The sequence below is a fragment of the uncultured Polaribacter sp. genome (assembly GCF_947497695.1).
Taxonomy (GTDB): Bacteria; Bacteroidota; Bacteroidia; order Flavobacteriales; family Flavobacteriaceae; genus Polaribacter.
Map to the genome: position 1 here is coordinate 37,496 of NZ_CANMHM010000010.1, position 20,972 is coordinate 58,467.

22 protein-coding genes and 1 pseudogene are annotated in these 20,972 nt (G+C 28.9%); 15 read left to right on the forward strand and 8 right to left on the reverse strand.

The window, feature by feature from the left end:
• Nucleotides 1-54: 54 nt before the first annotated feature.
• The 5 genes from coaE to nusB all read right to left on the reverse strand — a co-directional run bounded on the left by coaE (nucleotide 55) and on the right by nusB (nucleotide 3,654).
• Nucleotides 55-645 carry a dephospho-CoA kinase gene (gene coaE / locus Q0731_RS10375; protein WP_299063664.1) on the reverse strand — a complete coding sequence of 197 codons (591 nt, stop codon included), beginning with the start codon at nucleotides 643-645 and terminating at the stop codon, nucleotides 55-57.
• 1 nt (nucleotide 646) lies between these two features.
• The gene (locus Q0731_RS10380; protein ID WP_299063667.1) at nucleotides 647-1,507 is read right to left on the reverse strand and encodes a CdaR family protein; all 861 of its coding nucleotides are present in this window, start codon (nucleotides 1,505-1,507) and stop codon (nucleotides 647-649) included.
• A gap of 376 nt (nucleotides 1,508-1,883) precedes the next feature.
• Nucleotides 1,884-2,201 (reverse strand): preprotein translocase subunit YajC, encoded by a 318-nt coding sequence (yajC, locus tag Q0731_RS10385; RefSeq protein WP_299063669.1) that lies wholly within the window; start codon nucleotides 2,199-2,201, stop codon nucleotides 1,884-1,886.
• A 2-nt stretch (nucleotides 2,202-2,203) separates the two neighbouring features.
• Nucleotides 2,204-2,671 (reverse strand): DUF1573 domain-containing protein, encoded by a 468-nt coding sequence (locus Q0731_RS10390; RefSeq protein WP_299063672.1) that lies wholly within the window; start codon nucleotides 2,669-2,671, stop codon nucleotides 2,204-2,206.
• Between the two features lie 44 nt (nucleotides 2,672-2,715).
• The gene (gene nusB, locus Q0731_RS10395; protein ID WP_299063675.1) at nucleotides 2,716-3,654 is read right to left on the reverse strand and encodes a transcription antitermination factor NusB; all 939 of its coding nucleotides are present in this window, start codon (nucleotides 3,652-3,654) and stop codon (nucleotides 2,716-2,718) included.
• A gap of 147 nt (nucleotides 3,655-3,801) precedes the next feature.
• Here nusB and Q0731_RS10400 point away from each other — a divergent pair, with 147 nt between their 5' ends.
• Together Q0731_RS10400 and Q0731_RS10405 are read left to right on the forward strand one after the other, a co-directional pair.
• Nucleotides 3,802-5,556: an ABC transporter ATP-binding protein gene (locus Q0731_RS10400; RefSeq protein ID WP_299063679.1), complete on the forward strand. Its 1,755-nt coding sequence runs from the start codon at nucleotides 3,802-3,804 to the stop codon at nucleotides 5,554-5,556.
• A gap of 80 nt (nucleotides 5,557-5,636) precedes the next feature.
• Nucleotides 5,637-6,014: a PUR family DNA/RNA-binding protein gene (locus Q0731_RS10405; RefSeq protein WP_299063681.1), complete on the forward strand. Its 378-nt coding sequence runs from the start codon at nucleotides 5,637-5,639 to the stop codon at nucleotides 6,012-6,014.
• Nucleotides 6,015-6,257: 243 nt separating this feature from the next.
• Here Q0731_RS10405 and Q0731_RS10410 read toward each other — a convergent pair whose 3' ends face one another.
• Nucleotides 6,258-7,307: a chorismate-binding protein gene (locus Q0731_RS10410; RefSeq protein WP_299063684.1), complete on the reverse strand. Its 1,050-nt coding sequence runs from the start codon at nucleotides 7,305-7,307 to the stop codon at nucleotides 6,258-6,260.
• Nucleotides 7,308-7,472: 165 nt separating this feature from the next.
• Nucleotides 7,473-7,889: a PaaI family thioesterase gene (locus tag Q0731_RS10415; RefSeq protein WP_299063687.1), complete on the reverse strand. Its 417-nt coding sequence runs from the start codon at nucleotides 7,887-7,889 to the stop codon at nucleotides 7,473-7,475.
• A 71-nt stretch (nucleotides 7,890-7,960) separates the two neighbouring features.
• Between Q0731_RS10415 and Q0731_RS10420 the strand changes: the two genes are divergently transcribed.
• The 13 genes and pseudogenes from Q0731_RS10420 (at nucleotide 7,961) to Q0731_RS10480 (ending at nucleotide 19,763) form a co-directional block, all read left to right on the forward strand.
• The gene (locus tag Q0731_RS10420) at nucleotides 7,961-8,464 is read left to right on the forward strand and encodes a hypothetical protein (RefSeq protein ID WP_299063688.1); all 504 of its coding nucleotides are present in this window, start codon (nucleotides 7,961-7,963) and stop codon (nucleotides 8,462-8,464) included.
• Nucleotides 8,465-8,573: 109 nt separating this feature from the next.
• Nucleotides 8,574-8,949, forward strand: a pseudogene (locus Q0731_RS10425) (DUF2200 domain-containing protein).
• Nucleotides 8,950-9,120: 171 nt separating this feature from the next.
• Nucleotides 9,121-11,109 (forward strand): excinuclease ABC subunit UvrB, encoded by a 1,989-nt coding sequence (gene uvrB, locus Q0731_RS10430; protein WP_299063690.1) that lies wholly within the window; start codon nucleotides 9,121-9,123, stop codon nucleotides 11,107-11,109.
• Between the two features lie 135 nt (nucleotides 11,110-11,244).
• Complete coding sequence (locus tag Q0731_RS10435) at nucleotides 11,245-12,504, forward strand: VWA domain-containing protein (RefSeq protein ID WP_299063693.1); 1,260 nt, start codon at nucleotides 11,245-11,247, stop codon at nucleotides 12,502-12,504.
• 330 nt (nucleotides 12,505-12,834) lie between these two features.
• On the forward strand, nucleotides 12,835-13,674 hold the full coding sequence (locus tag Q0731_RS10440) for a 1,4-dihydroxy-2-naphthoyl-CoA synthase (protein ID WP_299063696.1): 840 nt from the start codon (nucleotides 12,835-12,837) through the stop codon (nucleotides 13,672-13,674).
• 86 nt (nucleotides 13,675-13,760) lie between these two features.
• Nucleotides 13,761-14,630 (forward strand): formyltetrahydrofolate deformylase, encoded by an 870-nt coding sequence (purU, locus tag Q0731_RS10445; RefSeq protein WP_299063701.1) that lies wholly within the window; start codon nucleotides 13,761-13,763, stop codon nucleotides 14,628-14,630.
• A gap of 70 nt (nucleotides 14,631-14,700) precedes the next feature.
• Nucleotides 14,701-15,309 (forward strand): fumarylacetoacetate hydrolase family protein, encoded by a 609-nt coding sequence (locus Q0731_RS10450; RefSeq protein WP_299063703.1) that lies wholly within the window; start codon nucleotides 14,701-14,703, stop codon nucleotides 15,307-15,309.
• Between the two features lie 714 nt (nucleotides 15,310-16,023).
• Nucleotides 16,024-17,265 (forward strand): competence/damage-inducible protein A, encoded by a 1,242-nt coding sequence (locus tag Q0731_RS10455; RefSeq protein ID WP_299063706.1) that lies wholly within the window; start codon nucleotides 16,024-16,026, stop codon nucleotides 17,263-17,265.
• A gap of 88 nt (nucleotides 17,266-17,353) precedes the next feature.
• Nucleotides 17,354-17,593 (forward strand): 50S ribosomal protein L28, encoded by a 240-nt coding sequence (gene rpmB, locus Q0731_RS10460; RefSeq protein WP_299063709.1) that lies wholly within the window; start codon nucleotides 17,354-17,356, stop codon nucleotides 17,591-17,593.
• A 26-nt stretch (nucleotides 17,594-17,619) separates the two neighbouring features.
• Complete coding sequence (gene rpmG / locus Q0731_RS10465) at nucleotides 17,620-17,802, forward strand: 50S ribosomal protein L33 (protein ID WP_026775116.1); 183 nt, start codon at nucleotides 17,620-17,622, stop codon at nucleotides 17,800-17,802.
• A gap of 52 nt (nucleotides 17,803-17,854) precedes the next feature.
• Nucleotides 17,855-18,007, forward strand: coding sequence for a DUF4295 domain-containing protein (locus Q0731_RS10470; RefSeq protein ID WP_299063716.1), 153 nt, complete (start codon nucleotides 17,855-17,857; stop codon nucleotides 18,005-18,007).
• A gap of 293 nt (nucleotides 18,008-18,300) precedes the next feature.
• Complete coding sequence (gene ftsY, locus Q0731_RS10475) at nucleotides 18,301-19,254, forward strand: signal recognition particle-docking protein FtsY (protein WP_299063718.1); 954 nt, start codon at nucleotides 18,301-18,303, stop codon at nucleotides 19,252-19,254.
• 170 nt (nucleotides 19,255-19,424) lie between these two features.
• Nucleotides 19,425-19,763 (forward strand): tRNA-binding protein, encoded by a 339-nt coding sequence (locus tag Q0731_RS10480; RefSeq protein ID WP_299063720.1) that lies wholly within the window; start codon nucleotides 19,425-19,427, stop codon nucleotides 19,761-19,763.
• A 164-nt stretch (nucleotides 19,764-19,927) separates the two neighbouring features.
• Here Q0731_RS10480 and Q0731_RS10485 read toward each other — a convergent pair whose 3' ends face one another.
• Nucleotides 19,928-20,968 carry a quinone-dependent dihydroorotate dehydrogenase gene (locus Q0731_RS10485; RefSeq protein ID WP_299063725.1) on the reverse strand — a complete coding sequence of 347 codons (1,041 nt, stop codon included), beginning with the start codon at nucleotides 20,966-20,968 and terminating at the stop codon, nucleotides 19,928-19,930.
• Nucleotides 20,969-20,972: the final 4 nt, after the last annotated feature.

Here is a 20,972-nt window from a genome sequence, read left to right on the forward strand (position 1 = left end):
AAGTTTACCTTAAATTTAAGAGCTTTTTAACATAAAAAATAAATTAACCTAAATTTATACTGCCTTTCTTGTTAAAATATTATGAATATTAATAATTTGAGATTGTAAGCTATCTTGATTAATATTTTGAATAATATAGTTAGATTGTAGTAGTTTTTTATCTTCTAACCATTGGCTTTTTATTCTGTTTTCTACAGCCGTTTTAGTACTACCATCTCTTAGCATTGTTCTTTCTATTCTGATACTTAAAGGTGCATATACAGAAATTATGATATCGCAATTTAAATTACTTTTAGTTTCAAATAGTATTGCATTTTCATAAATAATATAATGCTTATCTTGATGCTGTTTTACAAATTCTTGAAAATGGTTTTTAAGTATTGGGTGTACAATTGAATTTAAGACTGCAAGTTTGCTTTTATCTTTGAAAACAATATCTGATATAAAAGGCCTATTTAATTGATTGTTTTTGTAAGATGCTTCGCCAAATTGTTCAATAATTTTAGTTTTAATTGTTGTTGAAGCGTTCATGAGTTTTTTTGCTTCAAAATCTGCAAAATAAATAACCACATTTTTAAATTTTGCGAAAATATTGGCAACTGTTGTTTTACCACTTCCAATACCACCTGTTAAGCCAACAACCATTTTATTTCTGAATTAAAAAATCTATTTTGTTAGGAATAATTTTGTAGCTTTTTATAAGATTAGATTTTACATCAATCTTTGGTACTAAATAACCTAAATTATTTTCTTTTGAAATGGTATAATCACAAATCACTTCAAAAAAGTTTTTATCTATTTTATTAAAGTTAGATAAACCTACCACAAAAACAACCTCAACTGTTTTATTTAGCATGGTTAACTCAACACCTTTTGGTAAGTTTTTAATTTTAATAGGTACTGTGATAGTACCTTCTGTAAACTTTTCTACACGACCACTTATTGTTGTGTATTTTGATGCTATTCTTATATTTTTAGCGTTTTTTGGCAATATAATTTTTACTTTTTCAGAAAAATTTGCCTTTACATCTTCTAATTTTAATAGCTCTAAATTTATACTTTTAACTGCTGCTATTTGTGCCTCTGGACCAGATATTAAAAGACTATCTGGCTTTATTTTTGCAGCTTCTAAAATATCATAACCAATATGATAACTAATTTCTAAATTGGGCTTTAAAGGTACTTTTTTAGAGGTTAAAGTTCCTATTTCTAAAAAAATGGTGTCTACATCAATTTCTTGCAATTCAATACCAGAACGCAGTTGCTTTTGTATATTGTTTTTTTGATTCTTAGCTAATAAATAAAACTTATTTGAATACTTTTTTTTTAAATTACTAGCTTTAATTGCAATAGTTCTATTTCCAAATCTTGATTTTAAAATATTAAATCCAGATGATTTTACAATCAAATCTATATTCTTTATAGGTTCTTTTTGCAATAACTTGTCTTGAGGAATATTTGTATACTTTACAGGTAAAGTTAAAGTTGCAGTATACTTTTTAGACAAGGTTATAAGCAACCATATTAAAATGGAGGCAATTAAAAAGCCTATAAAACTTTTCGATATTTTTTTATTTTTAATCAAGGTTCTAGTTCAATTTTATGCAATCTACACAAAAGCATATAAACAAACAGGGCAAACTCATACTTTTACAGTGTCACGAATTCATGAACTTTTAATCCTAAATGATGTTGAATAGCTATTTTCAACTTTAATTTCACAAATCAAAACCTTTGGTTTTATAAATTCGCGAAATTATTTTAAACTAAATCATACAATAATTCGTGAATTCGTGGCAAAATTTTAAAGTTTGTCATTGTAAACAAAAAAGTGAGCAATATCTTAAAAGACAATGCTCACTATAATTTTCTTAAAATATTGTTTATTTTTTAGCTGGTGCTAAAATTTTATTACTTAATTCCATTGAAATAGCAGAACGTTCAAACTTAATTTTCCCTGCTCCAGTTTCTATAGTAACAGTATTATCAGCATTATTCATTTCAGAAATCTTACCATGAATTCCGCTAGAAGTAACTACTTTAGAGCCTTTCTTTATTTCAGCCTGAAAAGCTTTTTCCTTTTTTTGACGATTCATTTGTGGTCTTATCATAAAAAAATAAAACACTACAATAATTGCTAAAAAAGGCAACATACTTGTTAAAGATCCTATACCTTCTTGTAAAAATAGTACTATAAACATAATTATTTTTTTGCTTTAGGGTTTACATCACCTCTAACTGTTAAAAGTTCTTTACCTTTAACTGTGTTGGTTGTTAAGGTAACTGTTTTGCTTTGTCTTCCTGGTTTTCCAGAGGTATTAAACTTTACATCGATTTCACCTGTTGCTCCTGGCTTAATTGGTTCTTTTGGCCAAGTTGGTACTGTACAACCACAAGATCCTTGTGCTTTTACAATTACTAAATCTGTTTTGCCAGAATTGGTAATGGTAAAAGTAGTTTCTACCACATCACCCTCATTTACAGTCCCAAAATCGTATGTTGTTTTATCAAAAGAAATAGAAGCTGTTCCTTTCGTAATTTCTACATCTCTAGTAGCTGCTTTTTCTAAATTTTCTTTGTTTACTTTATCCTTAACGTTTGCTGAGTCTTTACAAGCTGTAAAAAATGAAGCTGCAATAATAAAAGCCAATAAAATTGTTGTTTTTTTCATGATATTTTAGTGTTTAATGCGAAAATAATAAAATTAATACTAAGTTAAAGTAGGCCTCTACCAATTTTAACAATTCTTTTACTTTCTATAAATTCTTTTGATATTTTATCTAAAACACCATTAATAAAGTAACTACTTTTTTCTGTAGAATAATCTTTAGAAATTTCAATATATTCATTTATTGTAACTCTAGTTGGTATTGATGGAAAATTAAGAAATTCTGATATGGCCATCTTAATCAAAATCATATCCATATCTGCAATTCTGTCTGTTTCCCAATTTGGTGTTTTTTCTTCAATGATTAACTCGTATTCTGTATGTTTTAAAACTGTTTTTCTAAACATGTTAGATACAAATTCTTCATCATCTTTGTCTTTGTAAAGATTTCCTAAAACAAAAATTGCGTTCTCTTTTTGCTTGCTTAATGTTTTTACAACCCAAGTATTTACAAAAGGAATATCATCTGACCAAGAAATCATAGTATCTTCAAAATATTCTCCTAACTTTTCATTCGGAGCAATAATTTCTTTGAAAAAATCTATAATAAAAGTTTTATCAACTTTATAAGAGTCAATATCATTAGCTAAGTATTTTTTATATAAATTACTTTTTTGTAGTTCTTCAAAAATAATTTTTACATACTCATCATTCTCTTCCCAGTTTTTTAAATTATTTAACTCAATATAACCCTCAATACTAATGCTTTCAGCAAAAATGTTGATTAATTTATTGTTTAAAAATTTATTGTTAGGATTTAAATCTTCTTTAGTCGCAAGAATTTTCTTTTTAGAAAGTGCCATTTTCTTAGCAGCAAACTTTTGCACCTCTACTAGTAATTGTAGGTTTAAAACATACAAGTCGTACATTTTTAAAATACTATGCTTTAAAAACTTTTCTTCTTTAATAATATCATCATTATGTGATTGTAGCATAGCATACACAGATTGCATTACTTTAACTCTAATATGTCTTCTGTTTATCATTTTCTAAAGAACTTCTATATAATTTCCGGTGCAAAAATAGTGTTATTTTATTTTTATTCTAGTACGTTTTTAATTCTTTTTTAAGAAAAAAGTAAGTAGTTAATCTTGTATCTTCGTGCTTTCTTTTTTTGATTAAAAAATATTCTTTTGAAAGAACTACAATATCTAAATAAATACTTTTCTAAATATAAATGGCGATTTTTAATCGGTATTTTAATGACTTTTTTCGCAAAATTCTTAGCCTTAAAAATTCCTCAAATAATTGGCGATTCTTTAAATATTGTTGAAGATTATCAAAACGGAATTGTAACTGACTTAGAAGAAGTAAAACATCAACTATTAATAAATGTATTGATAATTATAGGAGTTACTATATTATCTGGTGTTTTCATTTTTTTAATGAGGCAAACCATTATTGTTACTTCTAGATTAATAGAATTTGATCTTAAAAACGAAATTTATCAACAATACCAAAGATTGTCTCTTAATTTCTACAAAAAAAACAGAACTGGTGATTTAATGAATCGAATTTCTGAGGATGTTTCTAAAGTAAGAACCTACGTTGGACCTGCTGTGATGTATAGTGTAAACATGATTGTACTTTTTGCTGTTGGTTTTACACAAATGGTTAGTATTGATGTTAAATTAACGTTGTACACATTGATTCCCTTTCCTTTATTATCTGTATCGATATTTGTATTGAGTAAAATTATTAATAAAAGAAGTACTATTGTACAAGAATATCTCTCTAAATTAACCACATTCAATCAAGAATTTTTTTCAGGAATTGATGTAGTAAAATCTTACGGAATTGAAGCTTCTATTATCAAAGATTTTGATGATATTGCTAATGATAGCAAAGAAAAAAACATTCATCTACAAAAAGCAAATGCCTTATTTTTTCCGTTAATGATTTTATTAATCGGAATTAGCAATGTTTTGGTGTTATACATTGGTGGTAGTCAATACATAAATGGCGAAATTCAAATAGGAACCATTATAGAGTTTATGTTGTATGTAAATATTTTAACTTGGCCAGTAGCAGTTGTAGGTTGGGTAACTTCTATGGCACAACAAGCAGAAGCTTCACAAGCAAGAATTAATGAGTTTTTAAAACAAGTACCAGAAATACAAAATAACAGCTCAAAACCTTTTAGTTTAGCAGGAAGCGTAACTTTTAAAAATGTTACCTTTACTTATGATGATACAAATATTACTGCTCTAAAAAACATCAGTTTTTCTGTAAAATCCGGAGAAACGTTGGCTATTTTAGGTAAAACTGGTGCTGGTAAATCTACAATTATTGAGTTAATTTCTAGATTATATGACACCAATATTGGTACTATTTTATTAGATAACACCCCTATTAAAGAGGCCAATTTAAACGATGTTAGAAGTCAAATTGGTTTTGTACCTCAAGATCCATTTTTATTTTCTGAAAGTATAGAAGATAACATTAAGTTTGGTAAAGAAGATGCTACTGAAGCAGAAATAACTACAGCTGCAAAAAATGCAGATGTTCATAAAAATATCATCGATTTCCCAAATGGCTACAAAACAATTTTAGGAGAACGTGGTGTAACACTTTCTGGCGGACAAAAACAGCGTGTTTCTATTGCCAGAGCAATTATTAAAAAACCGAAAATTTTAATTTTTGATGATTGCTTATCTGCTGTAGATACTGAAACAGAAGAAAAAATACTTTCAAATTTAGAACGTATTTCTAAAAATATTACCACTTTTATAATTAGTCATAGAATTTCTTCTGCTAAAAATGCTGATAAAATTATTGTTTTAGATGATGGTAAAATTACGCAACAAGGAACTCATAATCAACTAATAAAACTAGAAGGATACTATAAAGATCTTTATGAACAACAACTTTTAGAAAAAGAAAATTAATCTTTCATTTTGCTACCTGAAATATTTTATTAGATTTGTTAAACTAAATAAAAACAATTAATCACTACATTAAAAATATTATGGCAGAGAGAGCAGAGCGAGTTGAACAAGAAGAAATTTTTTCTCAAGTATTAAGAGCAGGTAGAAGAACGTATTTTTTTGATGTTAGAGCAACAAAAGCTGATGATTACTATTTAACAGTTACAGAAAGTAAAAAATTTACTCATGATGATGGTAGTTTTCGTTACCAAAAGCATAAAATTTATTTATATAAAGAAGATTTTACCGATTTTAAAGATATGCTAGGTAAAGCAACTGATTATATTCTCAACGAAAAAGGAAGCGAAGTAATTAGTGAACGTCATCAAAAAGATTTTAAAAAAGAAGATGATGCAGAAACTACAACCGATGTAAAATCTACAGATAGTTTTACAGATGTTTCTTTTGATGATATATAAAGGTCATAAACCTTTTTTGTGGGAGGCTTTTTGTGGGCAAAAATCCATTTAAAAGCTTTTACTTAAAACAATTTTAATTTTATTTTACTCTAAAACCATAAGTTTAAAACTTATGGTTTTTTTATTACACAGAGACTCCTAGCTTCTTGTAAACTGTAGTTTTGTCACACTGAAAGCTTCTCACATAAAACTAAAAACAGACAAATAGGTGGTGCTTTTTCAGAATGACAAATTGTGTAAAAATCACAACACTTTCTTCATCGTTTTTGTCTTAGAAACAGTTTCTTCATATTCTTTTTTAGCATTGCTATCTTTAGTAATACCTCCACCAACATAAATAGCAGCTGTTTTATCCTTAACACTCATGCATCTTAAATTTACAAAAAGTGAAGACTTTTTACTTTCTAAGTTTAATTCCCCTAAAAAACCAGTATAAAAAGTTCTTTTATAGTTTTCATTTTGATTGATAAAATCTTTCGACTTTTCTCTTGGCAAACCACAAACTGCTGGTGTTGGATGCAATGCTCTTATCAATTCTTTTAAGTTAGCACCTTTATTTAATACTCCTTCTACTCTACTTTTTAAATGTAACAAATTCCCTGCTTTAACAGTCTCTGTTTTATCTATTTTTAAACTCGTAGAAATTGGTTTTAATTGATGCTCTATAAAATCAGTAACTAACTGCTGTTCTTCCAACTCTTTTTGTTTCCACACTACAGTTTCAGCTTTTTTAAAAACCTGAGTTCCTGCTAAAGACATTGTTTTAAAAGTATCATCAGAAATATTTAAAAGTGTTTCTGGTGTTGCTCCAAACCACAAACCAACTTTGGGATGAAACCAAACATACACAAATGCATTTTTGTAAGTTTTTAAAAGTTTTTTAAAAGTAAGTAACACATCAAAATTTAACAATTGTATTGCTTCTTTTCTAGAAACAACTACTTTTACAAGTTTGTTTTTGTTAATTTCAGCGAGTGCTTTTTCTACTAAATGGATGTGTGCTTCATTTTCAGAAGTGTTTTCAGTTGCAATTATTTCATCCAAATAAAAAGGCTCATCAATAATATTATTTTCAATGATTATTTCTGATTTATCAAAAGGAAATAAAATAGCTTTTTCTTCAGGATTAAAAGGTGCAAAAACAAAGCCACTTTCTGTAAACTGATAAGTAGAATACAATAAATCATCCTTCATAAAAAAACCAGACACTTGTTTTGAATTTGGTTTTCTGTAAGCTACAAAAGGCATGTTGCTTTTGTAATTTTCTTCAATTTTATTAAAAATGATGTTCAATGTAAAATTTAAATTATGATAGTTCTATACTTGCTTCAAATCAATAGAAAATAAAAAGCATTTTTTGCCACGAATACACGAATTAAAAAATAAATATTATAAGAAATAATTGGTGAATTTGTGGCTATTTTTCACATCAGACTTATAAATCTATTGAACTAAAAACTATTTTTTATCCAAAACAATATTCGTCATTTTAGCAACAGAAATTAAATGATCATTTTCATCAACAATTCTAACTTCCCATAAATGTGTAGTTCTGCCCTTGTGAATATTTTTAGCTGTTGCAAAAACAGTCCCTTCTTTCTTGCTTTTAATATGATTAATGGATAACTGAATTCCATTTATATATTGTGTTTTGTTATCAATAAAAAAGTTAGAAGCAACACTACCAACACTCTCTGCCAAAGCAGCAGTTGCACCACCATGCAATTGCCCATAAGGTTGATGAACACTGGCATTTACAGGCATTTTTGCTGTTAAAAAATCATTACCAATAGCAACATATTCAATATCAAGCGTTTCCATTAATGTGTTTTTATTACGCTCATTAAACGCTTTTAAAATAGCAACAGTATCCATATCATTCTGATTATAATGTAAAAGTACATATAAAATTTTGTATTTTTGCTGTAGATAATTGAAACAATTTCATGTACAAAATACGCGTAATTTTAGACACAAAAGAAGATGTAATTAGAACTATTTTAGTTGATGACAAACTAAATTTAGAAGATTTACATGTAACAATTGCCAAAGCTTTTGGTTTTGGAGGAAAAGAAATGGCTTCTTTTTATAGAACTGATGAAGAATGGAACCAAGGAGAGGAAATTCCCTTGTTTAATATGGAAGAAATTGGCGAAGGAATTTCTATGCAAACTTGTATTTTAAAGGATACTTTATTAGAAGAAAACGACAAGCTAATTTACGTGTATGATTTCTTAAAAATGTGGACTTTCTATGTGGAAGTTATTGAAATTTCTACAGAACAAAAAGAAGGATTGCCACAGATTATTTTAACCGTTGGAGAAATACCAAGTGAAGCTCCAGAAAAAGAGTTTATTGCAGAAAAATTAGATGATGGTTTTGGCGATGATGGAGATATTGATGATGAATATGGTAGTTTTGATGATGATTACGATTTTAATGAGTATTAAGGGTTATCTAAGTAATAATACGTGTTTTGCTAAATATCTTATCATTATTAATTGCTATAATACCTAGCAATAAACCGTACTAAAATAGGTTGACTAAAACCTAACTACAATGAAAGTTATTGCTGAAAAAATAAAAAATTGGTGAAATAATATTTGCCTCTGTTTACCCTCATTACCTAAAAAGGTTACAGAAAAACGGAAGAACGAAAGAAGAATTTCATCAAATAATTAAGTGGCTTACTGGCTTTGATGCTAAAAGTATAAAACAATTGATAGATGAAAAAGCAACTTTTGAGACGTTCTTTCAAAAAGCGGAACTAAACCCTAATGCTCATTGAATTAAAGGTGTTGTTTGTGGCTATACAATTGAAGAAATACCAGATGAATTCCAATTATACAAAAAGTGTAGGTATTTAGTAAAGTTGTATGATGAATTAGCAAAAGGACGTAAAATGGAAAAAATATTACGTGTTGGTAATAAATAAGAACTGTTAATAACAACATTTATACCTTAAAAATGGTTTGTTATTTACTAGAAAAGATATATTTTCTGGTATAACAAATTTTAAAAAAGGTTATCAATAAAAATTTAAAACCTTATTTAAATCTTAATTAAATACAGGTACTTTTTTATAAAGTATCCGTATTTTTACAAGATGGAATTTAAATTGGTATCAGAATTTTCTCCTACAGGAGATCAACCACAAGCAATAAAAGAACTTGCAGAAGCAATTAATGGAGGAGAAAAATATCAAACTCTTTTAGGTGTTACAGGTTCTGGAAAAACATTTACTGTTGCCAATGTGGTAAAAGAAGTAAAAAAACCAACCTTAGTTTTAGCACATAATAAAACGTTGGCTGCCCAATTATATTCTGAATTTAAGCAGTTTTTTCCTGATAATGCTGTAGAGTATTTTGTTTCTTATTACGATTATTATCAACCAGAAGCCTACATACCAGTAACAGGTACTTTTATTGAAAAAGATTTATCTATTAATGAAGATATAGAGCGTTTGCGTTTAAGCACCACTTCTTCCCTGCTTTCTGGTAGAAGAGATATTTTGGTGGTTGCTTCTGTTTCTTGTTTATATGGTATTGGTAATCCTGTAGAATTTAAGAAAAATGTAATTCCTGTTGCTGTAAATCAGCAAATTGCAAGAACCAAATTTTTACACCAATTAGTACAAAGCTTATATTCTAGAACAGAACACGAAATAAAAAGTGGTACCTTTAAAGTAAAAGGTGATGTAGTAACCATTTATCCTTCTTATGGAGACAATGGCTATAGAATCCATTTTTTTGGCGATGAAATTGAAGAAATTGAATCTTTTGACTTAGAGAGCAACCTTGTTTTAGAAACGTTTGAAGAGTTGACAATTTATCCTGCAAACTTATTTGTTACTTCTCCTGATGTGTTACAAAATGCCATTCATCAAATTCAGGATGATATGATGAAACAAGTGGATTTTTTCAATGAAATGGGGAAACATTTAGAAGCAAAACGAATCAAAGAACGTACAGAATTTGACTTAGAAATGATACGAGAATTAGGCTATTGCTCTGGTATTGAAAATTATTCAAGATATTTAGATGGTAGAGAACCAGGCACAAGACCTTTCTGTTTGTTAGATTATTTTCCTGATGATTATTTAATGGTTATTGATGAGAGTCATGTTACTGTACCACAAACCCATGCAATGTATGGTGGAGATAGAAGTAGAAAAGAAAATTTGGTAGAATATGGTTTTAGATTGCCTGCTGCAATGGACAATCGTCCTTTAAAGTTTGAGGAATTTGAAGCCGTTCAAAATCAAACCATATTTGTTTCTGCAACACCTGCAGATTATGAATTGCAGAAAACAGAAGGTGTTTTTGTTGAGCAAATTATTAGACCTACAGGCTTATTAGATCCACCAATTGAGGTAAGACCTAGTTTAAATCAAATAGATGATTTAATTGAAGAAATTCAAATTCGTGTAGAAAAAGACGAACGTACTTTGGTAACCACATTAACCAAAAGAATGGCAGAAGAATTGACTAAATATCTAACAAGAGTAGACATACGTTGTAGATACATACATTCTGATGTAGATACTTTAGAGCGTGTAGAAATTATGCAAGATTTGCGTAAAGGTTTGTTTGATGTTTTGATTGGAGTGAATCTTTTAAGAGAAGGTTTAGATTTACCAGAAGTTTCTTTAGTGGCTATTTTAGATGCTGATAAAGAAGGTTTTTTAAGAAATGTAAAATCACTCACACAAACTGTGGGTAGAGCTGCAAGAAACGTAAATGGTTTGGCTATTTTATATGCTGATAAAATTACAAATAGTATGCAAAAAACCATAGATGAAACAGAAAGAAGGAGAGAAAAACAAATTGCATACAACACAAAACATAATAAAGTACCCACTCAAATTAATAAAAAAATTGATGATACCTTAACAAAATCAGCAGTTTCTAGTTACCATTATGACAACGCAAAACAAGTTGCTGCAGAGCAAGATTTGCAATATTTACCAAAAGAAGAAATTGAAGATAGAATTCGTAAAAAACGCAAACAAATGGAAGCCGCTGCAAAAGAATTAGACTTTATTGTGGCTGCTAAATTGCGTGATGAAATTGCTGTTTTGAAGGAGAAAGTATAAATTTTATCAAAAAAAATACTTTTTTACTCTTAAAAGACAAAAATTAGAAATTATATAATAATTTTAAATTATTTACAAACAATAAAAAGACGCAACGTTTTCCTTTTTTATCCATCTATATTAAAAACAAAGAAAATGAAACAAATTAACCCTTTTATAAAATTTAGTTTTATAGTATTTACTATAAGTATACTGCTATACAGTTGTTCTAAAGATGATGATGAACCTTTAAGCAAAACAGACATTAATAAAACAAGTTTATTTGGAGAAGTAATAGTACCTGAAAACACCAATAGAGATTCAGATTTTAGTATCTTAAGTGATGCTTTAATTGAAAGCTCAGTTAAAAGTGATTTTCGATTTGGAAACCCAAATGAACAATTTGAACCAGGAATCTTAACTGCTGGTGAATGGAGCGATCTAAATAATTGGGATTTTTGGAACAATTTATTAAGCGATCAAGAATATTATAAGGAAGCAAATAAATGGAATCTTAAAGAAATAAAAAGATATTCTTTTTTTGTGAAAGATAATAATGCATCTGCTGTTGCAAACTGTAAAATCAAACTACTTTACAACCAAGTTGAAGTTTGGAAAACTAAAACAGATGCCAAAGGAGAAGCAACGTTATGGTCTGATTTAGAAATAAATGAATTAAAAGCAGAAATAGAAATTGATGGCACAAAACAAATAATAACCAATGTAAAAGAATACGCTATTGGAATTAATGACATAAGTATAAACAAAACCATCATCAACAAAAAAAATGTTGATATTTATTTTGCTGTAGATGCAACAGGTTCTATGGGAGACGAAATTGATTATTTAAAAGCCGAATTAAATAATGTAATTCAAAGAATAAAACAAAACAATACTTCTTTAGAAATGCGTTTTGGCTCTGTATTTTATAGAGATGAAGGAGATGATTATGTAACTCGCCCATTTAATTTTACAACAAACCAAGAAAGCTTAATTTCTTTTATATCTAAACAGTCTGCAAATGGTGGAGGCGATTTTCCAGAAGCTGTTCACACTGCTCTAGATATTGCCATTACTCAAAATTCATGGAATGATGATGCTTCTACTCGCATCTTATTTCTATTGTTAGATGCACCTCCACATTACACGCAAGAAGTAATTTCTAATTTAGAATCTAATATAACCTTGGCAGCAGAAAAAGGAATTAAAATAATACCTATTACAGCTTCTGGAATAGACAAACCTACAGAATATTTAATGCGTTCTTTTGCCATATTAACAAACGGAACTTATGTTTTTATTACGGATGATAGTGGCGTTGGTAATAGCCATATAAAACCAACTATTGGAGAATTTAGCGTAGAAAAACTAAACGATTTAATGGTAAGAGTAGTTGATAATTATATTCCTAAATAAATTTAGGCCTTAAGAAAAATTAGGTAAAAACGTATCAAAAAAACAGAAACATATAGTAACTATAGAAAAAATTAGACTTTCTTTTTGCTATAAAATTAAGTATTGAAATAAGTGTTTTTTTAAGTATCGTTTTTGTCAATTTTATAGTATTAGATGTTTTATTTGATTTTTTCATGTTTACAAAACAAACTTTAATTAAAAGTATCACTATTACCTAAGTAAAAAAACAACACATATTAGTAAGATCGATTTCTTTATTTTAAATTTGAATCTTTTATTTTTACAATCAATTATTTTGTTCTTCTAAAAGAACGTCCAAAATACAAAAACATGACAAATCCCGAGTGGAAAACCGTTAAAGAATACGAAGACATTACTTATAAAAAATGTAATGGAGTTGCAAGAATTGCGTTTAACAGACCTAATGTTAGAAATGCTTTTAGACCCAAAACCACCAAAGAATTATACGAAGCTTTTTATGATGCTACAGAAGATGTAAATATTGGTGTTGTGCTGCTTTCTGCAGAAGGACCAAGTACAAAAGATGGCGTATATTCTTTCTGTTCTGGTGGCGATCAAAAAGCAAGAGGTCATCAAGGTTATGTTGGTGAAGATGGTTATCACAGATTAAATATTTTAGAAGTTCAAAGATTAATTAGGTTTATGCCAAAAGCAGTAATTGCAGTAGTACCTGGCTGGGCAGTTGGAGGTGGACATAGTTTACATGTTGTTTGTGATTTAACTTTAGCATCTAAAGAACACGCAATTTTTAAACAAACAGATGCAGATGTAACCTCTTTTGATGGTGGCTATGGATCTGCTTATTTAGCTAAAATGGTAGGGCAAAAAAAAGCAAGAGAAATTTTCTTTTTAGGTAGAAATTATTCTGCACAAGAAGCCTATGAAATGGGAATGGTAAATGCAGTAATTCCACATGATGAATTAGAGAGTACAGCTTATCAATGGGCACAAGAAATTTTAGAAAAAAGCCCTACCTCAATAAAAATGTTGAAATTTGCCATGAATTTAACTGATGATGGCATGGTTGGTCAGCAAGTTTTTGCGGGCGAAGCAACAAGACTTGCTTATATGACTGATGAGGCAAAAGAAGGAAGAGACGCTTTTTTAGAGAAGAGAAAGCCTAATTTCCCTAAAAAATGGATACCATAAAATAGTTGGCAGTTTTTAAGTATTCAGCAGGCAGTCAAAGTTTTTAGTAAAGCAAGGGAGCATTCTCCCTTGTAAAATAAGATATTATGAAACCACAAGTAGTCACTTTTTTAATAAAATGTCCAGATCAAAAAGGATTGGTCGCTAAAATAACCAGTTTCTTTTTTGAAAAAGGATTTAATATTTTAAGTTGTCAGCAATATGTAAATGCTATTGAAAATACTTATTTTATGCGTGTTCGTTTAAATGCAGATGGCACAAATATTTCTAAAGAAACCTTAGAAGCTAGTTTTCTTGAACTCGCAACACCTTTAAAATTCGATTGGTCTGTAAATTATAGTGATAAAAAACAAAATATAGCTATCATGGTTTCTCACACAAGCCATAATTTATATGATTTATTAGAAAGATCTAAAGAAGGTAGATTAGATTGTAATGTAAGCATGATTATTAGTAATCATGATAAGTTAAGACCTATTGCAGAAATGTTTAAAATCCCTTTTTATCATTTACCTGTTACCAAAGAAACTAAGCAAGAGCAAGAAGCACAAGTTGCACAACTTTTAGATGTAAATGAAGTCGATTTGGTAATTATGGCTAGATATATGCAGATTTTATCAGCAGATTTTATCAATCGTTATCCTGAGAAGATTATCAATATTCATCATTCTTTTTTACCTGCTTTTCAAGGAGCAAATCCGTATAAAAAAGCTTATGAAAGAGGTGTAAAATTAATTGGTGCCACAGCACATTATGCAACTGTAGATTTAGATGAAGGCCCAATTATTGAGCAAGATGTAAAACCTGTAACACACGAAAGTACACCAACAACCTTAAAAAGAATTGGTGCTGATATTGAAAAACTGGTGTTGGCAAGAGCTGTAAAAAACCATTTGAATCATCAAATAATTGTTTCAGGAAATAGAGCCATTGTTTTTCCTGAAGCTGGGGAGTAATTTTTAATTACAAATTTTAATTACGAAGTTCTATAATTCGTAATTCATAATTTAAAATTAGTAATTGAGTATGAAAATAATTTGTATTGGGCGCAATTACGCAAAACATATTGAAGAATTGGCAAATGAAAAACCAGAAAGTCCGGTTATTTTTTTAAAGCCAGATTCAGCTATTTTACCCAGAAAAAACCCGTTTTTTATTCCTCCTTTTTCTAATGATGTACATTATGAAGTGGAAATTTTAGTAAAAATCAACAAAGTTGGCAAACACATTGCTACAAAATTTGCGCATAAATATTATGATGAAATAGGACTCGGAATCGATTTTACAGCAAGAGATGTACAAGCAAAATGCAAAGAAAAAGGTTTACCTTGGGAAAAAGCAAAAGCTTTTGATGGAAGTGCAGTTGTGGGAGAATTTTATCCGAAGGAACAATTTGATTTAGAAAACTTACAATTTCAACTGTTTAAAAATGATGCAATTGTACAAGATGGAAATACCAATGCCATGTTATGGAAAACTGACGAATTAATTTCTTATGTTTCTCAATACTTCACTTTAAAAAAGGGAGATATCATTTTTACAGGAACACCTGCAGGAGTTGGCCAAGTTATTGAAAATGATGTTTTAAAAGGTATAATAGCTGGTAAAGAAGCGTTTAACATCAAAGTAAAATAAATTTGATAAATTTTAGCATCCAAATAATTGCATCAATATTTATTGGAGGTTGTTTTGTATATCTTGCAAAAAGATATGAAAAAAGCATCCCCATTTATTTTTGTATTGGTTTTTTTCTCTCTTTAATAATTAGATTTATCTATTTGTTAATTTATGGCTTTATTACAGATTTTGAAATCCTACAAAGTTTTAGTTTTAATAGAAATTTATCTGTTTTACTAAGCATTATTATTCCCTACATTCTCTTTATTATTTTAAGAAAAAAATTAGAAAAAGAAAGTTTAAAAAAATCTAAGATCAATGAAATAGGTGAAAAATGAAGATTCTAGGCTATATTCTTATTTTTTATATCGGATTTTATTTTTATTGACAAGCAGAAAATCACAACAAAAATAAATGGTTATTTGGTTTTTTAGGCATTGCCTCATTTTTCTTAGGGCTACTAATACATCCTTTATATATTAGACTTTTTGAATCGTTTTTAGTTAACGAATTTAAATTAGTCATTTTAAGTATTAAATCTTTTTGTTTTGCAATATTAACTGATTTTGTAAGTTTTCAAGCACTAAACTATATCTGGAGTAGAAAAAACAGAAATGTTAAAAAAGAAGATATTGGTTAAATAAGTAATTGAATAATTATACCAAATTAATACATTAGATTTCTTATTTCAACCCTACAACTTTGTAACTTTGTCGCTTTCAAAAAGTAAAAATGAACGCAGAAATTATAACTATAGGAGACGAAATTTTAATTGGTCAGATTGTAGATACCAATTCTCAGTGGATTGGACAAGAACTCAATAAAATAGGAGTTTCTGTATACCAAATCACTTCTATTCAAGATGAAGAACAGCATATCTTAAACGCTTTTAAAGAAGCACAAGACAGAGTAGATATTGTAATTATTACAGGAGGTTTAGGTCCTACAAAAGACGACATCACAAAAAAAACAATTGCTAAGTTTTTTAAGGATGATAAAATTATAGAATACCCAGAAGTAATTGCACACATAAAAGGACTGTTTGCAAAAATGAACCATCCTTTTAAAGAAATTCAAAAAACACAAGCACTATTACCATCCAAAGCTACTTTGTTAATGAATCAATTTGGTACTGCACCAGGAATGTGGTTTTACGAAAATGAAACTGTCTTTGTGTCACTTCCAGGAGTTCCTTATGAAATGAAAGGCTTAATTACCAATGAGGTTTTACCTAGAATTCAAGAAAAATTCAAACTTCCATTTATCATCCATAAAACAATAATGACTTATGGACAAGGAGAAAGCACTATTGCAGAAAGAATTGAAGATTTCGAAAATCATTTACCCTCAAATATCAAATTAGCTTACCTCCCATCTTTTGGCAGGGTTAGATTGCGTTTATCAGCCAAAGGCGAAAATAAAGAAACACTAGAAACTACTTTAAATGAAAAAGTAGCTGAAATTTATCAACTCATCCCAGAAATTATTGCAGGTTTAGATGACAATAGTCCTTTAGAAAAAAGAATTGGAGAAATTTTAAAGAAAAGCAACAAAACCATTGCAACTGCAGAAAGCTTAACTGGTGGTAAATTAGCTGCAAATTTGGTGGCTATTTCTGGTGCATCTAGTTATTTTAAAGGGAGTATTGTAGCTTATTGTAAAGAAGCAAAAATTAATTTATTAGATGTTTTTGAACAAACAATACAAACACACACTGTAGTAAGTAAAGAAGTGGCCTTAGAAATGGCAAAAGGGGTAAAAAGAAAACTTAAAACAGATTATGCTATTGCAGTTACAGGAAATGCAGGACCTACAACAGATGATACAGATAAAAGTATAGGTGTTGTTTGCATTGCTTTTGTTGCTGATGATAAAGAATTTGCAGAAGAATTTAATTTTGGTCAACCCAGAGAAAAAGTTATCAATAAAACAGTGAATAAATCACTAGAAATTATACTAAAAGAAATTCTTTAAAAATTTGTAAAATTGTTTTGTTCATCATTAGAATTAATTGTAAGTTTGCACCTCGTTTAGAGATAACACTAAAAATACTGTCGAGAAGATGTCTAGAATTTGTGAATTAACAGGAAAAAAAGCTATGGTTGGAAACAATGTTTCTAAAGCTTTAAATAGAACAAAGAGAAAGTTTGACGCTAATTTAATGACCAAGCGTTTTTTCATTCCAGAAGAAGATAAATGGATTACTTTAAAAGTATCTGCATCTGCTTTAAAAAATATTAATAAATTAGGAGTTTCTGCAGTAATTAAAGAAGCTAGAGCAAACGGATTTTTAACAAAATAAGTTACAGCTCATAAAATTATATACAGATGGCAAAAAAAGGAAACAGAGTTCAGGTAATCTTAGAATGTACAGAGCATAAAGCATCAGGAGAAAGAGGTACTTCTAGATATATTACTACAAAGAACAAAAAGAACACTCCAGATAGAATGGAAATTAAAAAATTCAATCCTATCTTAAAGAAAATGACTGTTCACAAAGAAATTAAATAAATTAAACTATCTAGAACTCAGAACAGAGCATATAGATTAAAAAACATACACAATGGCAAAGAAAACAGTAGCATCTTTACAAACTTCTTCTAAAAGACTAAGCAAAGCTATCAAAATGGTAAAATCTCCAAAAACAGGAGCCTATACTTTTGTAGAATCTATCATGGATCCTGCTAAAGTAGATGCATTTTTAGCTAAAAAGTAGTATTTACTACATAAAATATATAAAACTACTTTCTATTTTTAGAAAGTAGTTTTTTTTTGCGTCTTATAATTCCGTATTTTTGGGCGTTCCCTAAAGGTCGGGCTTGGAGTATATCTTTAACGAAGTCGAAAGGCTAAATCTTTTTTGTGAAAAACAAAAAAGGATATCGCTACAATCCCTAACGCAACTTATCTGCAAATTCTATTGAAAATCAGACAAGTTGTCAATTTTTTACTTTGGTATAATTTTAGACAACTAAAAAAACTAACAACTAAAAACCAACAACTCGAATTATGAGTTTTTTTAAAAAAATATTTTCAAAAGAAAAAAAAGAAACCTTAGACAAAGGATTAGAAAAGTCTAAAGAAAGTTTCTTTGGCAAACTAACAAAAGCTGTTGCAGGTAAATCTAAAGTAGATGATGATGTTTTAGATAACTTAGAAGAAATTTTAGTAGCATCTGATGTTGGTGTAGCTACCACTTTAAAAATTATTACTAGAATTGAGGCTAGAGTTGCCAAAGACAAATATGTTGGCACAGACGAATTAAACAAAATTCTTAGAGAAGAAATTGCAGGTTTATTGTCTGAAACCAATCTTGGTAATGAAACCGAATTTACAATTCCTAACAATCATAAACCACACGTAATAATGGTAGTTGGTGTGAATGGAGTTGGTAAAACAACCACTATTGGTAAACTTGCTAGTCAATTTAAAAAACAAGGGTTAAAAGTAGTTTTAGGTGCTGCAGATACTTTTAGAGCAGCAGCCATAGATCAATTACAAGTTTGGGCAGACAGAACAGACGTACCAATTATTCGTCAAGAAATGGGATCTGATCCTGCTTCTGTTGCTTTTGACACCTTAAAATCTGCTGTTACTCAAAATGCAGATGTTGTTATTATAGACACAGCAGGTAGATTACACAACAAAGTGAATTTAATGAATGAGTTGACCAAGATAAAACGTGTTATGCAAAAAGTGGTAGACAATTCTCCTCATGATGTATTATTAGTTTTAGATGGCTCTACAGGTCAGAATGCATTTGAGCAAGCAAAACAATTTACATTAGCTACAGAAGTAACTTCTTTAGCAGTTACTAAATTAGATGGTACTGCAAAAGGGGGCGTTGTAATTGGTATTTCAGATCAGTTTAAAATTCCTGTAAAATACATTGGTGTTGGGGAAGGAATAGACGATTTACAAGTTTTTAATAAACATGAGTTTGTTGACTCTTTTTTTAAATAAAAAAACACCATAATCTTATGTAACTGATTCTCAGAAAAAATCGGAAATAAAATAAAAGAAAAAAGAATCAACATCTGTTAAAGCTTCCTTCAGGATTTTTAATTTTTTACTGGTTTCCAATTGATTCTTAATTTAATATAATCTACGAAAACTTATCCTAAGAAAACAATATGAAAGAAGAAATTACTTTCGAAGATTTTTTAAAGGTTGATATTAGAATAGGAACTATTATTGAAGTCAATGATTTTCCAAAAGCCAAAAAACCTGCCTATCAATTAACAATTGATTTTGGTGCATTAGGAGTCAAAAAATCGAGTGCTCAAATTACAGATTTATATACTAAAGAAGATTTATTAAACAAACAAGTTTCTGCAATCGTAAATTTTAAACCCAAACAAATTGCCAACTTTATAAGCGAGGTTTTGGTTATTGGTGTTTATAATGTTGATGGAAATGTCGTTTTACTTAAAGCGTCTGAAAAAATTAAAAACGGGGAACAGGTTTGTTAATATTATATTATTACGAACGACAATCTAGTAATCTGTAATTTAAAATTCACAATATTTAATAAGAAATTGCCACATCAAGCAAAAAAGCTTAATTCGCAAATACAAAGTTATCATTTCAAACTTTTATAAAAATATTTCTTCGCGAACTTTGCGTTTTTTCTTTGTTACTTTGCGTTTAAATTTAAAATAGCCTTATTAATTCGCTTCACTAAACCTGGTCCTTCATAAATAAAACCTGTGTAAACTTGCACTAAATCTGCACCAGCATTCAATTTTTCTAAAGCATCTTTTGCAGAATGAATACCTCCTACTCCAATGATTGGGAAAGATTTGTTAGAAGTATCTGCTAAATATTTAATAACAGCTGTACTTTGGTTTTTTACAGGTTGTCCACTTACTCCACCATTACCAATTTCTTTTAAACGCTCTTTGGAAGCTTTTAAATTATCTCTATTTGTTGAAGTATTTGAAGCTATTACACCATCAATTTTGGTTTCATTGACCAACTCTATAATTTCATCTAATTGATTATTATTTAAATCAGGAGCAATTTTTAATAAAATTGGTTTTTGTATCTCTTCTTTGTTGTTTAAGTTTTGACAAGCAGAAATCAACTCTAATAAGTAGTCTTTATCATTCAGTTTTGCATGACTCCCAACATTTGGGCAACTTACATTCAGTACAAAATAATCTACAAAAGGATGCAGTTCTTTAAAAACCTCACAATAATCTGCTGTATAATTATCTGGAGTTGTGGCTGTATTTTTACCAATGTTTCCACCAATAATAACCTTACCTTTATTTTTCTTTAAGTTTTCAATAGCAGCTTGTAAACCATCATTATTAAAACCCATTCTATTTATAATTCCTTGATCGTCTTTTAAACGAAACAGTCTTTTCTTTGGGTTTCCTGCTTGTCCTTTAGGCGTTACAGTTCCTATTTCTATAAAACCAAAACCAAAATTTGCAAGTTCGTTATATAAAACTGCATTTTTATCAAAACCTGCTGCTAAACCCACAGGGTTTTTAAATGTAATTCCGAATAAAGTTCTTTCTAAACGTTTATCTTCAACCACATATAAACTTCTAAAGATTGAAGCCATAAAAGGAATTTTACATAAAGTCTTAATTAAAGAAAATGTAAAATAATGGATTTTTTCTGGATCGAATAAAAAGAAAATTGGTCTTACAATAGATTTGTACATGGGT